Source organism: Bordetella tumulicola (assembly GCF_054779135.1).
The window spans coordinates 353,041-365,625 of record NZ_BAAGYU010000003.1 but is presented as its reverse complement, the minus strand read 5'-3'; the positions used below and the strand labels follow the sequence as shown (position 1 = coordinate 365,625).

Genomic DNA, 12,585 nt, shown 5'->3' with positions numbered 1-12,585 from the left:
CGTCCCAATGGAAGTTTTCGCGCACTGGGTGGCGACTTATCCACTATTCGTATGGCTGGCGATGTCCGCTGCGGCAGGTGGGGGTGCAGTGTGGCTGGGGCGTTATTACGAGGCACAACCCGCCCGGGCTCGGGTTCGACGTTGCCTGGGCATGGCGGCTGCGGCGGGCGCGGTTTTCCTGTTGTTGGCGCTGGCGGTCAGTCTGGATCGTGGCGTGGTGGTTATTGATACGCGCCTGGCTGCGGCGCTCGGCTTGTCAATGCCATCCTCTCTATTATGGGTGCTGTCATGGTTTACCCGCCTGGGTGACCGTGACTGGCTGACAGTCGTTGCCGTTGGGATGACTGTTTGGCTATTGTGGCGGCGCGAGTGGAGGCTTGCGCTGGCATGTGCCATTGCGACGGGGGGCGCCGGCATATTGAGCCAGATCGTAAAACAGGCGTTTCAGCGTGTCCGGCCCGAGCATGTGCATGGCTACGTGAGTGAAACGGGCTGGAGTTTCGCCAGCGGGCACGCCTCGGCCTCGTTCGCCGTGTATGGTTTCGCCTGTTATCTGGTCTTGCGGATGTTGCGGGCCCCGTGGCGAGGGGCCTGCCTGGCTGGCACCGCGGCGTTGATCGCCGCGATTGGTGTCAGCCGCGTACTGCTACAGGTGCACTACCTGAGTGATGTGGTGGCCGGTTTTGCGTTGAGTCTGGTCTGGTTGTCGCTGTGTGTCGCGATCCTGGAGCATCAGCGCATGGGCGTGCGACGCGCCTAGGCGGCGGGTCGCCGTGAATGGCGGGTCAGGAGGCCGGCACCGACCAGGTGCTGACAATATGTGCCACGGGCTCGGGCGAATGCTCGCCGTGCAGGATGACTTCGCCTGCCGAGAGACGGCCGATCTTCAGAAAACGGGCGTCGGCCACGATGGTGCCCGCCGGGCTCTTGCGTAAAAAGTTGATCGTCAGGCTGGCCGTGACCGCATTGGCCTGGCCCGTCGCACCCACGATGGCCGCATAGAGCACCAGGTCCGCCAGTCCCATCAACATGGGGCCCGCCACGATACCGCCGAGGCGCTGGTGGCTATCGCGTGGCGGCAACACCGCGCGCGCAGTCCCGTAACCGATGTCGGTGATTTCTATTCCCAATATTTCCGCAAAGGGGTGCTGCTCCGCCAGCAGGCGGTGAAAGTCGACCACGCTGATGCGGGGTTGCGGGGCAGGCGTTGCGTCAGGCAGAGAGGTCATGGCGATATCGCTTGGAAAGGCGGTGGTGCCCTGGGTGGGCAATGTATCGAGTCTATGCAGAGCTGTATCGATTATTTATCGACGTTACCAAAAAACACTCACGCCAGTGGTGACAAAGCAGGGGAGATTGGCGGACAGTAGCGCGAATATTGGCCCCCTTTTAGTGATATAGGGTAAACGCGTAGTCAATTCCGTCTGGATCGATGAACTGTTGTGAGATACCAACAGCCTCGACGCCGATCCTTCACTTTTCTGGGGGTAACCATAGCCAGTAGGTGGGATTTTTGATGCAATAGCGTCAACTTCCCTTCGCGGAGTTAGGGGGGCACAGGTTTTGTATAACCATCTGCCCTTGTCACTCAAATCAACGGAGATTTCTTAAATGAAAAAGACTCTGCTCGCTGCCGCCCTGCTCGCTGGCTTCGCCGGCGTAGCCCAGGCAGAAACCTCGGTGACGCTGTACGGCATCATCGATACCGGTATCGGCTACAACAAGGTGAAGGGCGACGGTTTCAGCGCAAGCCGCATCGGCATGATCAATGGCGTGCAAAACGGCTCGCGTTGGGGTCTGCGTGGTACTGAAGACCTGGGTGATGGCCTGCAAGCTGTGTTCCAACTGGAAAGTGGCTTCAGCTCCGCCAACGGCACTTCCAGCCAAGGTGATCGCCTGTTTGGTCGTCAAGCCACCATCGGTCTGCAAAGCGACAGCTGGGGCCGTCTGGACTTCGGTCGTCAAACCAACATCACGTCGAAGTACTTCGGTTCGATCGATCCGTTTGGCGCTGGTTTCGGCCAAGCCAACATCGGTATGGGCATCAGCGCGGCTAACACCGTTCGCTGGGACAACATGGTCATGTACCAAACCCCGTCCTTCAGCGGCTTCCAATTCGGCGTTGGCTACTCGTTCAGCGTGGATGACAATGCTGATGCTGACCGTGTCGGCTTCCGCACCGCTGACAATGTCCGTGGTATCACCACCGGTCTGCGTTACAACAATGGTCCTCTGAATGTTGCCCTGACGTTCGATCAATTGAACGCCAGCAACAACCAATTCCAAGAAGAAGTTGACGCCACCCCGCGTCAATATGGCATCGCCGGTGCGTACGACTTCGAAGTTCTGAAGTTGTCCTTGGCCTACGCTCGTACCACTGATGGCTGGTTTGGTGGTCAGGGTATCAACGGTGTTGATTACGACATTGGCGAAAATGGCTTGACCTCGAACCACTTCCGCGACGGCTTCAAGGCTAACTCCTACATGGTCGGCCTGAGCGCCCCCATCGGTGGCGCCTCGAAGCTCTTCGGTTCATGGCAAATGGTTGACCCCAGCAACGACAAGTTGACCGGCGGCGACGAAACGATGAACGTCTGGAGCCTGGGTTACACCTACGACCTGTCCAAGCGCACCAACCTGTACGCTTACGGTTCGTACGCTCAGGACTACGCGTTCCTGGACGGCGTTAAGAGCACCGCTGTTGGTGTCGGTATCCGTCACCGCTTCTAATCGGCTGCGGGGTGCAAGCCTCGCTTCGATTTTCAGCGTGTAAGCCGGCTTCGGCCGGCTTACAGAAAGCCACCCTTCGGGGTGGCTTTTTTCATGGGCGTGCGGGTTCTGAAATTTGTCCCTGGTTTCCTGTTTTTGGTGGAGTGGGTTCAGCAGATAGTCACTTTGCGAATGCTACAATCTGAAGGTTTGCGCATTTGACGGACGCCAAAATGAATTTGCAACAGTATTTCCCTGTCCTGATGTTTATCGTGGTTGCGACCCTGATCGGGTTTGCACTGCTGACGGCGGGTTCGCTCTTGGGGCCTCGGCGTCCTTATGCCGAGAAGCTTTCAGCATATGAGTGTGGTTTCGAGGCCTTCGGTGATTCACGTATGAAGTTCGACGTGCGTTACTACCTGGTAGCCATTCTCTTCATCCTGTTTGACCTCGAAATCGCTTTCCTGTTTCCGTGGGCCATCGCTCAGGGCACGGTTGGCCTCGTCGGCTTTTGGACCGTCATGGTGTTCCTGGCGGTTCTGACAGTTGGCTTCATTTACGAATGGAAAAAGGGCGCGCTAGACTGGGAATAACCCAAGTCTTTTTGCACGCTATCAGAGACGAATATGGCTATAGACGGCATCCTCAAGCAAGGCTTTATCACCACCAGTGCCGACAAGTTCCTCAACTGGGCAAAAACGGGCTCGATGTGGCCCATGACCTTTGGTCTGGCCTGTTGTGCGGTGGAAATGATGCACGCCGGCGCGGCGCGCTACGATCTGGACCAATTCGGCATCATCTTCCGCCCCAGTCCCCGTCAATCCGACCTGATGATTGTGGCCGGCACGCTATGTAATAAAATGGCGCCCGCACTGCGCAAGGTCTACGACCAGATGCCCGAACCGCGTTGGGTGGTTTCCATGGGGTCGTGTGCGAACGGAGGGGGGTACTACCACTACTCCTACTCGGTGGTGCGCGGTTGCGATCGTATTGTGCCGGTCGATGTTTATGTGCCGGGCTGTCCGCCCACGGCCGAGGCGTTGGTCTATGGGCTGCTGCAAATGCAGAACAAGATCCGCCTTACCAATACTATTGCCCGTTGACGCACGCCGCCGCGCGATGCGTTGCGTCGGCGGTGCCCGTCAGCCTATCGGTTTACCTAAGTGACCATGACGATGACCAGGCTCGAAACCCTGAAACACAACCTGCAGGCCGCGTTGGGCGCAGATATCGCGCTCACCGAAGCATACGGCGAGCTCACGCTTGAAGTACCGGCCGATCAATGGATCACGGTCTGCAACAAGCTGCGTACCGATGCCGGTCTGAGCTTCGAATCCTGTATCGACCTGTGCGGTGTCGATTACCTGACCTGGGGTAATGGCAGCCGTCAGGCCGAAGCAAGCGCCAGCGGCGCGCAGCCTTTGCGCTTTGCCGTGGTGGTGCACCTGCTTTCGATCGCTCACAACTGGCGTCTGCGTGTGCGTATGTTCGCGTCCGACAACGAATTTCCCATCGTGCCTTCGCTGCTCGAGTGCTGGCCGGGCGTCAATTGGTTCGAACGCGAGGCGTTCGACCTGTATGGCATCGTCTTCGAAGGCCATCCCGACTTGCGCCGCATCCTCACGGACTATGGTTTTATCGGCCATCCTTTCCGCAAAGACTTCCCCTTGTCGGGCAATGTCGAAATGCGTTACGACCCCGAGCAACGACGCGTGGTTTACCAGCCGGTGACCATCGTGCCGCGTGAAATCAACCCGCGTGTCGTACGCGAAGACTCCTACGGCGTGGGGCGTTAAATCATGGCAGAAATCAAAAACTACACCCTGAACTTCGGCCCTCAGCACCCGGCTGCGCACGGTGTGCTGCGTCTGGTGCTCGAGCTCGATGGCGAGGTCATCCAGCGTGCCGACCCGCACATCGGCCTGCTGCATCGCGCCACCGAAAAACTGGCCGAACACAAGACCTATATCCAGGCGCTGCCCTACATGGATCGCCTGGACTACGTGTCCATGATGTGCAACGAGCACGCCTACGTCATGGCCATCGAAAAGCTCCTGGGGGTCGAACCGCCGCTGCGCGCGCAGTACATCCGCGTCATGTTCGACGAGATCACGCGCCTGCTCAATCACCTGATGTCGCTGGGCTCGCATGCGCTCGACGTGGGTGCCATGGCCGTGTTTTTGTATGCCTTTCGCGAGCGCGAAGACCTGATGGACTGCTACGAGGCGGTCTCGGGTGCCCGCATGCACGCGGCATACTACCGGCCCGGTGGCGTGTATCGCGACCTGCCGGACGTGATGCCGCAATACGGCGAGAGCAGCAAATACCGTGGCGAAAAAGACATGCGCGTCATGAACGACGCGCGTTCCGGCTCGCTGCTCGATTTCATCGAGGACTTCACCAACCGTTTCCCGGGCTGCGTCGACGAATACGAAACCCTGCTGACCGACAATCGCATCTGGAAGCAGCGTCTGGTGGGCATCGGCGTCGTGGATCCCGATCGCGCCAAGGCACTGGGCTTTACGGGTCCGATGCTGCGAGGCTCGGGCGTGGAGTGGGATTTGCGCAAGATGCAGCCCTACGAGGTCTATGACCTGGTCGAGTTCGATGTGCCGGTGGGTGTCAACGGCGACTGCTACGACCGCTATCTGGTGCGCGTGGCCGAGATGCGCGAGAGCAATCGCATCATTCGCCAGTGCGTCGAGTGGCTGCGCAACAATCCCGGTCCCGTCATGGTCGAGAACCACAAGGTTGCGCCGCCTAGCCGTACCAACATGAAAACCAACATGGAAGAGCTGATCCATCACTTCAAGCTCTTTACCGAAGGTTTTCACGTCCCGCCTGGCGAAGCCTACGCCGCGATAGAACACCCCAAGGGCGAATTTGGCATTTACCTTATGTCCGATGGCGCCAACAAGCCTTATCGCCTGAAGATTCGGGCGCCAGGATTTGCTCATTTGCAATCGCTCGATGAAATGGCGCGCGGCCACATGATTGCCGACGCCGTCACCATCATCGGCACGCAGGATATCGTTTTCGGCGAAATCGACCGCTGAACCCTCAGCCCGAACGCCCCGCATAACCCGGATTCAAACTATGCTGCTTTCCGCACAGGCCTATCAGAAAATCGATCGGGAACTCGCCAAGTTCCCGGCCGACCAGCGCCAGTCGGCCATCATGGCTTCACTTGCTATTGCGCAAGAAGAAAAAGGCTGGCTGCCTCCCGAGGTGCTCGAAGATGTGGCCAATTACATCGGCGTGCCTCCCATCGCAGTACAAGAGGTCGCCACGTTCTACAACATGTTCGACACTCGCCCCGTAGGCAAGCACAAGATTTCGGTGTGCACCAACTTGCCCTGTGCCTTGCGCGACGGTGAAAAAGCGGGCGATTTCCTCAAGCGTAAGCTACGGATCGATTACCGCGAAACCACGCCCGACGGTCAGTTCACCCTGGTCGAAGGCGAATGCATGGGGGCTTGCGGCGACTCGCCCGTGCTGTTGGTCAACAACAAGCATATGTGTGTGCGCATGACCGAAGAAAAGCTGGACGCGCTGCTTCAGGGCCTGAAAGCGCAAGGGGCACAAGGAGAACCGGCATGAACGCGCCCGACCTATACCAACATCTGGCCCAGGGGTTGGATCCCAACCCTGTGAATGATTTGTCGAACTCCATGTGTCTGCATGGTCGGCACATCGCGCCGCAAATCATGGCTGACGTCGACGGCGACAACTGGCATCTGCAAGACTATGTCAAGCGTGGTGGCTACGAGGCCCTGCGCAAGATCCTGTCTACGGGCATGAAGCCCGAAGACGTCATTGCCGAAGTCAAGACCTCGGGCCTGCGTGGCCGTGGCGGTGCGGGCTTTCCGACCGGCCTGAAGTGGAGCTTCATGCCGCGCGCGTTCCCAGGCCAAAAGTACCTGGTCTGCAACTCCGACGAGGGCGAGCCGGGCACCTTTAAAGATCGCGATATTCTGCGCTTTAACCCGCATATCGTGATCGAGGGCATGGCGATCGCGGCCTATGCCATGGGTATCAGCGTGGGGTACAACTATATCCACGGCGAAATTTTCGAGGTGTACCAACGCTTCGAAGAGGCCCTCGAAGAAGCACGTGCCGCCGGTTTCCTGGGCGACAAGCTCCTGGGCTCCGATTTCAGCTTCCAGTTGCACGCCTTCCACGGCTACGGCGCTTACATCTGCGGTGAAGAAACCGCGTTGCTCGAGTCCCTCGAAGGCAAAAAGGGCCAGCCGCGCTTCAAACCGCCGTTCCCGGCCAGCTTTGGCTTGTACGGCAAGCCCACCACGATCAACAACACCGAGACTTTTGCGGCGGTGCCCTGGATCATCCGCAACGGCGGCCAGGCGTACCTCGAGGTTGGCAAGCCCAATAACGGCGGCACCAAACTGTTCTCCATCTCGGGCGACGTTGAGCGTCCGGGCAACTACGAGATTCCGATGGGTACGCCGTTCTCCAAGCTCCTGGAGCTGGCGGGCGGCATGCGCGGTGGCAAAAAACTCAAGGCCGTCATCCCGGGGGGTTCCAGCGCTCCGGTGCTGCCTGCCGACATCATGATGGACACAACCATGGATTACGATTCGATCGCCAAGGCGGGATCGATGTTGGGATCCGGGGCGGTGATCGTCATGGACGAAACTCGCTGCATGGTCAAGTCGCTGCTGCGGTTGTCGTATTTCTACTTCGAAGAAAGCTGCGGCCAGTGCACGCCGTGCCGGGAAGGCACGGGCTGGCTGTATCGCATGGTCCACCGTATCGAGCACGGCCAGGGTCGCCAGGAGGACCTCGATCTGCTCGACAACGTGGCCGGCAACATCATGGGTCGCACGATTTGTGCCCTGGGTGATGCCGCTGCTATGCCGGTCCGCGGTTTTATTAAGCATTATCGCGACGAATTCGCGCACCACATCGAGCACAAGTCGTGTGTGGTCCCGCACTATCTGTAGGTTTCAGGAACAGCAATGGTTGAATTAACCGTCGACGGCAATCAGGTCGAAGTCCCCGAGGGCAGCATGGTGATGCACGCTGCCCAAAAGATTGGCTTGTATGTGCCCCATTTCTGCTACCACAAGAAACTGTCCATCGCGGCTAATTGCCGCATGTGCCTGGTTGAAGTGGAAAAAGCGCCCAAAGCGCTGCCCGCCTGCGCCACTCCGGCGACCAATGGCATGGTGGTGCATACTTGCTCGGAAAAAGCCAAGGCCGCCCAGCAGTCGGTCATGGAATTCCTGCTGATCAATCACCCGCTTGATTGCCCGATTTGCGATCAGGGCGGCGAATGTCAGCTGCAAGATCTGGCCGTGGGCTATGGTGGCTCGGCCTCGCGCTATCGCGAAGAAAAGCGTGTGGTCTTTCACAAGGATCTCGGCCCGCTGGTGTCGGCCGAAGAAATGGCGCGGTGCATTCACTGCACGCGTTGCGTGCGTTTCGGCCAGGAAATCGCCGGCGTCATGGAGCTCGGCATGCTCGGTCGTGGCGAGCACTCCGAGATCACGACCTTTGTGGGTCGCTCGGTCGAGTCCGAACTGTCGGGCAACATGATCGATCTCTGTCCCGTCGGGGCGTTGACCTCCAAGCCGTTCCGCTATACCGCCCGGACTTGGGAATTGGCGCGTCGTCGCACGGTCAGCCCGCATGACAGCCTGGGCGCCAATCTCGTCGTGCAGGTCAAGGGCGAACGCGCCATGCGCGTCGTGCCCTTCGAAGACGAAGCGATCAACGAATGCTGGATTAGCGATCGCGATCGCTTTTCCTACGAGGGCCTCAACAGCCAGGATCGTTTGACCGCACCGATGGTCAAGGGTGCCGACGGCCAATGGCAAGAGGTCTCCTGGGCCGACGCGTTGCAGGCCGTGGCGCAGGGCTTGTCCCGTGTACGCGAGAGCCACGGCGCGGGCCAGATCGGCGCCTTGGCTGCCGAGTACGCCACCACCGAAGAATTTGCGCTGCTGGGCCGCCTGGCGCGTGCCCTGGGTTCCGAGAATATCGATTTCCGTCTGCGTCAAACGGATGCGGGCTTTGACGCCGCATTGTCCGGCGCACCGTGGTTGGGCATGCCGGTGGCAGACCTCGACACGCTGGATCGCGTGCTGGTGGTGGGTTCGTTCCTGCGTAAAGATCACCCGCTGATGGCACAACGCCTGCGTCAGGCGGCCAAGCGCGGCACGCAGATTCTGCTGGTCGACAGCGCTGCCGACGATCCGTTGATGCCCGTGACCGCGCGCATGACGGTCGCGCCGTCCGGCTTGCCGTTGGCTCTGGCCCAAGTCGCCGTGGCGCTGGCCCAGGCCAAAGAGCAAGCCGTTCCGGCCGAGTTCGCGAATGTGACGCCGGACGAAAACGCCAAGCTTATCGCCGCCAGCCTGGCGTCGGGCAGCAACGCCGCCGTGCTGATGGGCAACATGGCCGTCGCCTCGCCGCAAGCTTCCTTGCTGGCCGCGAATGCGCGCGGTGTGGCCGATCTGACCGGTGCGCGTTTTGGTTTCCTCACGGCTGGTGGCAATACGGTAGGCGGCTATCTGGCTGGCGCCGTGCCGGGGCAGGGTGGCAAAACCGCTGCTGCCATGCTGGCCGAGCCGCTCAAGGCCTACATCGTGCTGCACGCCGAGCCGTCGCTGGACGCCGACAACGGTCCGCAGGCCGTGGCGGCACTGCGTGGCGCCGAGTTCGCCGTTGCGCTGACGCCGTATGCCTCGGCGGCTCAAGATTGGGCCGACGTGATGTTGCCGGTGTCGCCGTTCACTGAAACCTCCGGCACCTTTGTCAATGCGCAAGGTTTACCGCAGAGCTTCAAGGGCACGGTTACCCCGTTGGGTCAGACCCGTCCCGCCTGGAAAGTCTTGCGCGTGCTGGGCAATGTCCTCCAACTGCAAGGGTTCGACGACGAGACCTCCGAATCCGTGCGCGATACCGCGCTGGCCGGCGGGATCGAAAGCCGTTTGTCCAACGAAATCAAGGCCTCACGTGGCTTGGGCCAAGCCGGTACGACGCTGGAGCGCGTCACTGACGTGCCCATTTATCGTACTGATGCCATCGTGCGTCGCTCGTGGCCCCTGCAAGACACGCCGGCGTCACAGGCACCCACGGCACGGATGAATGGTGCGACGCTGGCCGGGCTGAATTTGGCCGCGGGCGTCAAGGTCCGGGTGGCGGGCGCGACCGGTTCGGTCGAACTCGAAACCGTGCAGGATGACGCGGTGGCCGATCGCTCGGTCCGCATTTCGGCGGCCTTCGAACAAACCGCTGCCCTGGGCGGCGCATTCGGTGAAATCAGTGTGGAGCGTGCCTGACATGGAATGGCTCAATGTTCTTGAAAGCCACGGGCAGGCTTTGCTGGGTCCGACGGTCTGGTTGGTTGTCTGGACCATCATCAAAATCGTCATCATCGCAGTCCCCATTATTTTGTGCGTGGCTTACCTCACGTACTGGGAACGCAAGATGATTGGGGCGATGCACGCGCGTCTGGGACCGACCCGCGTCGGTTTCAGGGGGCTGCTGCAACCTTTTGCCGACGTCTTCAAGTTGCTCACCAAAGAAGTCGTGGTGCCCACGCAGGCCAACAAGATCCTGTTCGTGGTGGCGCCCGTCGTCACGCTGATGCCGGCACTGGCTGCCTGGGCCGTAATACCTTTTGGCCCGGATGTGGTGCTTGCCAATGTCAACGCGGGCCTGCTCTACGTTATGGCGATCACCTCCGTCGGCGTCTATGGCGTGATCGTGGCGGGTTGGGCCTCAAACTCCAAGTACGCCTTCCTGGGTGCCTTGCGTGCATCGGCCCAAATGCTGTCGTACGAGTTGGCGATCGGTTTCGTGCTGGTCACGGTCCTGCTCGTCTCGGGCAGTCTGAATATGTCCGAGATCGTGCTGGTGCAGACGCGAGGCTGGTTTGCCGACAAGGGATTGACGTTCCTGTCCTGGAACTGGCTACCGTTGTTGCCGTTGTTCGTGATCTACGTGATTTCGGCTGTCGCGGAAACCAACCGTCACCCTTTTGACGTGGTCGAAGGCGAATCCGAAATCGTCGCTGGTCACATGGTCGAGTACTCGGGGATGGCGTTCGCGCTGTTCTTCCTGGGCGAATACGCCAACATGATTCTGTTGTCATGCTTGGCGGCGATCATGTTCCTGGGAGGGTGGACGTCGCCGATCGATATCGCGCCGCTGACCTGGATTCCGGGGTGGGTTTGGCTGGGTATCAAGACCTTCTGCGTGGTGTCGCTGTTTGTGTGGTTCCGGGCGTCGTTCCCGCGCTACCGCTACGACCAGATCATGCGATTGGGCTGGAAAATTTTCATTCCGCTGACCGGCGTTTGGCTGGTGGTGGTGGCGATCTGGATGCAGACGCCCTGGAACATTTGGCGCTAGTACGTCAAGCTGAGGCAGGAAATGGAAGCGATCAAAGATTTTTTCGGCAGTTTGATGCTGACCGAGTTGCTCAAGGGCATGCGCCTGACGGGCAAGTATTTTTTCAAACGCAAAGTCACCTTGCGCTACCCGATGGAAAAGACGCCGACGTCGGCGCGTTTCCGAGGGTTGCACGCGTTGCGTCGCTATCCCAATGGGGAAGAGCGCTGCATCGCTTGCAAACTATGCGAAGCCGTATGTCCCGCCCTGGCCATCACGATCGAATCGGATCTGCGCGAAGACGGCACCCGCCGTACGACGCGTTACGACATCGATCTGACCAAGTGCATTTTCTGCGGTTTCTGTGAAGAAAGCTGCCCCGTGGACTCTATCGTGGAAACCCATATCCACGAATACCACGGTGAAAAGCGCGGCGACCTTTACTTCACCAAAGACATGCTGCTCGCCGTCGGCGACCGCTACGAAGCCGAAATCGCCCGCCGCCGGGCCGAAGACGCGCCATACCGTTGACGCCCAAGGTCTGACTCATGACTTTTACTACTGTACTGTTCTACATACTGGCCACGGTCCTCGTGATCGCGGCGTTCCGGGTCATTACGGCCCGTAGCCCGGTTACGGCCGTCCTGCACTTGATTCTGGCGTTCGCAAATGCCGCCATGCTTTGGATGTTGCTTGGCGCCGAATTCCTGGCGCTCTTGCTGGTGCTCGTGTATGTCGGCGCCGTAATGGTGTTGTTCCTGTTTGTCGTCATGATGCTCGATATCCGTATCGACTCCATGCGCCGCGGGCTCAAGACCTATCTGCCGCTGGGCCTGATCATCGGCCTCGTGCTGGTGCTCGAAATGTCCTTTGTGCTGGCCACTACGTGGCACGGCGCGGGCCCGCAAGCCCCGGTCGCCGGTGACTTCAACAACGCCCGCGCGCTGGGTGAAGCCATGTACACCGAATACGTGTATGCCGTAGAAGTCGGTGCCGCGTTGCTGCTGGTCGGTATGGTCGCTGCCATCGCCCTGACGCTGCGCAGCCGTCGCGATGCCAAGTACAACGATCCCGCTGCCGCCGTTCGCGTGCGCGCCAAAGACCGTGTCCGCTTGGTCAGCATGCCGTCACAAAGCACTCGCGCTCAAGGCGGCATTGCCGCGCCGAACGGCGACGCCCAAGGAGAAAAACAATGACGTTGACGCTGGCTCATTACCTGGTGCTCGGGGCGATCCTGTTCGCCATCGGTATCTTCGGCATTTTTCTGAACCGCCGCAATTTGATCATTTTGTTGATGTCCATCGAGCTGGTGCTCCTGGCGGTCAACATGAACTTCGTGGCGTTTTCCAGCTGGTTTGGCGATACCGCCGGCCAGGTGTTCGTGTTCTTCATCCTGACGGTAGCCGCTGCTGAGGCCGCCATCGGACTGGCGATTTTGGTGCTGCTGTTCCGCAACCTGAACACGATCAACGTTGACGAACTCGATCGCCTGAAGGGCTGACGGGGTATTGGAAA

Annotated in this window: 14 protein-coding genes; 13 read left to right on the top strand and 1 reads right to left on the bottom strand. The window is 59.8% G+C overall.

What is annotated here, in order from left to right; genetic code table 11:
- Positions 1–7 precede the first annotated feature (7 nt).
- On the top strand, positions 8–760 hold the full coding sequence (locus tag ACYVDM_RS01695; RefSeq protein WP_415793118.1) for a phosphatase PAP2 family protein: 753 nt from the start codon (positions 8–10) through the stop codon (positions 758–760).
- 25 nt (positions 761–785) lie between these two features.
- Here ACYVDM_RS01695 and ACYVDM_RS01690 read toward each other — a convergent pair whose 3' ends face one another.
- A complete protein-coding gene (locus ACYVDM_RS01690; RefSeq protein ID WP_415793119.1) occupies positions 786–1,229 on the bottom strand; it encodes a PaaI family thioesterase in 444 nt (147 codons plus the stop codon).
- A gap of 382 nt (positions 1,230–1,611) precedes the next feature.
- On the opposite strand from ACYVDM_RS01690, the gene ACYVDM_RS01685 reads away from it, so the two are divergent.
- From ACYVDM_RS01685 to nuoK, 12 genes are all read left to right on the top strand, one after another.
- Entirely contained in the window at positions 1,612–2,730 is a 1,119-nt protein-coding gene (locus tag ACYVDM_RS01685; RefSeq protein ID WP_415793120.1) for a porin, read from the top strand.
- Positions 2,731–2,942: 212 nt separating this feature from the next.
- Positions 2,943–3,302, top strand: coding sequence for an NADH-quinone oxidoreductase subunit A (locus ACYVDM_RS01680; RefSeq protein ID WP_415793121.1), 360 nt, complete (start codon positions 2,943–2,945; stop codon positions 3,300–3,302).
- Between the two features lie 33 nt (positions 3,303–3,335).
- On the top strand, positions 3,336–3,812 hold the full coding sequence (locus ACYVDM_RS01675; protein ID WP_006217960.1) for a NuoB/complex I 20 kDa subunit family protein: 477 nt from the start codon (positions 3,336–3,338) through the stop codon (positions 3,810–3,812).
- Between the two features lie 66 nt (positions 3,813–3,878).
- Positions 3,879–4,505, top strand: a complete 627-nt coding sequence (locus ACYVDM_RS01670) for an NADH-quinone oxidoreductase subunit C (protein WP_415793122.1) — start codon at positions 3,879–3,881, stop codon at positions 4,503–4,505.
- A gap of 3 nt (positions 4,506–4,508) precedes the next feature.
- The gene (locus ACYVDM_RS01665; RefSeq protein ID WP_415793123.1) at positions 4,509–5,765 is read left to right on the top strand and encodes an NADH-quinone oxidoreductase subunit D; all 1,257 of its coding nucleotides are present in this window, start codon (positions 4,509–4,511) and stop codon (positions 5,763–5,765) included.
- A 40-nt stretch (positions 5,766–5,805) separates the two neighbouring features.
- Positions 5,806–6,309, top strand: a complete 504-nt coding sequence (gene nuoE, locus ACYVDM_RS01660) for an NADH-quinone oxidoreductase subunit NuoE (RefSeq protein ID WP_415793124.1) — start codon at positions 5,806–5,808, stop codon at positions 6,307–6,309.
- Positions 6,306–7,673 carry an NADH-quinone oxidoreductase subunit NuoF gene (gene nuoF, locus ACYVDM_RS01655; RefSeq protein ID WP_415793125.1) on the top strand — a complete coding sequence of 456 codons (1,368 nt, stop codon included), beginning with the start codon at positions 6,306–6,308 and terminating at the stop codon, positions 7,671–7,673. Before nuoE ends, nuoF begins: the two co-directional genes overlap by 4 nt.
- Positions 7,674–7,688: 15 nt before the next feature.
- Entirely contained in the window at positions 7,689–10,016 is a 2,328-nt protein-coding gene (gene nuoG, locus ACYVDM_RS01650; protein ID WP_415793126.1) for an NADH-quinone oxidoreductase subunit NuoG, read from the top strand.
- 1 nt (position 10,017) lies between these two features.
- Positions 10,018–11,091 carry an NADH-quinone oxidoreductase subunit NuoH gene (nuoH, locus tag ACYVDM_RS01645; RefSeq protein WP_415793127.1) on the top strand — a complete coding sequence of 358 codons (1,074 nt, stop codon included), beginning with the start codon at positions 10,018–10,020 and terminating at the stop codon, positions 11,089–11,091.
- Between the two features lie 21 nt (positions 11,092–11,112).
- A complete protein-coding gene (nuoI, locus tag ACYVDM_RS01640; RefSeq protein WP_415793128.1) occupies positions 11,113–11,601 on the top strand; it encodes an NADH-quinone oxidoreductase subunit NuoI in 489 nt (162 codons plus the stop codon).
- Positions 11,602–11,618: 17 nt separating this feature from the next.
- The gene (locus ACYVDM_RS01635) at positions 11,619–12,266 is read left to right on the top strand and encodes an NADH-quinone oxidoreductase subunit J (protein ID WP_415793129.1); all 648 of its coding nucleotides are present in this window, start codon (positions 11,619–11,621) and stop codon (positions 12,264–12,266) included.
- Positions 12,263–12,571 carry an NADH-quinone oxidoreductase subunit NuoK gene (nuoK, locus tag ACYVDM_RS01630; protein WP_012248610.1) on the top strand — a complete coding sequence of 103 codons (309 nt, stop codon included), beginning with the start codon at positions 12,263–12,265 and terminating at the stop codon, positions 12,569–12,571. The genes ACYVDM_RS01635 and nuoK overlap by 4 nt, the downstream gene beginning before the upstream one ends.
- Positions 12,572–12,585 lie beyond the last annotated feature (14 nt).

Bases quoted from the DNA above. Each gene is read 5' to 3' on its own strand.
- ACYVDM_RS01695 (WP_415793118.1), top strand. From the start codon at position 8: ATGGAAGTTTTCGCGCACTGGGTGGCGACTTATCCACTATTCGTATGG.
- ACYVDM_RS01690 (WP_415793119.1), bottom strand. From the start codon at position 1,229: ATGACCTCTCTGCCTGACGCAACGCCTGCCCCGCAACCCCGCATCAGC.
- ACYVDM_RS01685 (WP_415793120.1), top strand. From the start codon at position 1,612: ATGAAAAAGACTCTGCTCGCTGCCGCCCTGCTCGCTGGCTTCGCCGGC.
- ACYVDM_RS01680 (WP_415793121.1), top strand. From the start codon at position 2,943: ATGAATTTGCAACAGTATTTCCCTGTCCTGATGTTTATCGTGGTTGCG.
- ACYVDM_RS01675 (WP_006217960.1), top strand. From the start codon at position 3,336: ATGGCTATAGACGGCATCCTCAAGCAAGGCTTTATCACCACCAGTGCC.
- ACYVDM_RS01670 (WP_415793122.1), top strand. From the start codon at position 3,879: ATGACGATGACCAGGCTCGAAACCCTGAAACACAACCTGCAGGCCGCG.
- ACYVDM_RS01665 (WP_415793123.1), top strand. From the start codon at position 4,509: ATGGCAGAAATCAAAAACTACACCCTGAACTTCGGCCCTCAGCACCCG.
- nuoE (WP_415793124.1), top strand. From the start codon at position 5,806: ATGCTGCTTTCCGCACAGGCCTATCAGAAAATCGATCGGGAACTCGCC.
- nuoF (WP_415793125.1), top strand. From the start codon at position 6,306: ATGAACGCGCCCGACCTATACCAACATCTGGCCCAGGGGTTGGATCCC.
- nuoG (WP_415793126.1), top strand. From the start codon at position 7,689: ATGGTTGAATTAACCGTCGACGGCAATCAGGTCGAAGTCCCCGAGGGC.
- nuoH (WP_415793127.1), top strand. From the start codon at position 10,018: ATGGAATGGCTCAATGTTCTTGAAAGCCACGGGCAGGCTTTGCTGGGT.
- nuoI (WP_415793128.1), top strand. From the start codon at position 11,113: ATGGAAGCGATCAAAGATTTTTTCGGCAGTTTGATGCTGACCGAGTTG.
- ACYVDM_RS01635 (WP_415793129.1), top strand. From the start codon at position 11,619: ATGACTTTTACTACTGTACTGTTCTACATACTGGCCACGGTCCTCGTG.
- nuoK (WP_012248610.1), top strand. From the start codon at position 12,263: ATGACGTTGACGCTGGCTCATTACCTGGTGCTCGGGGCGATCCTGTTC.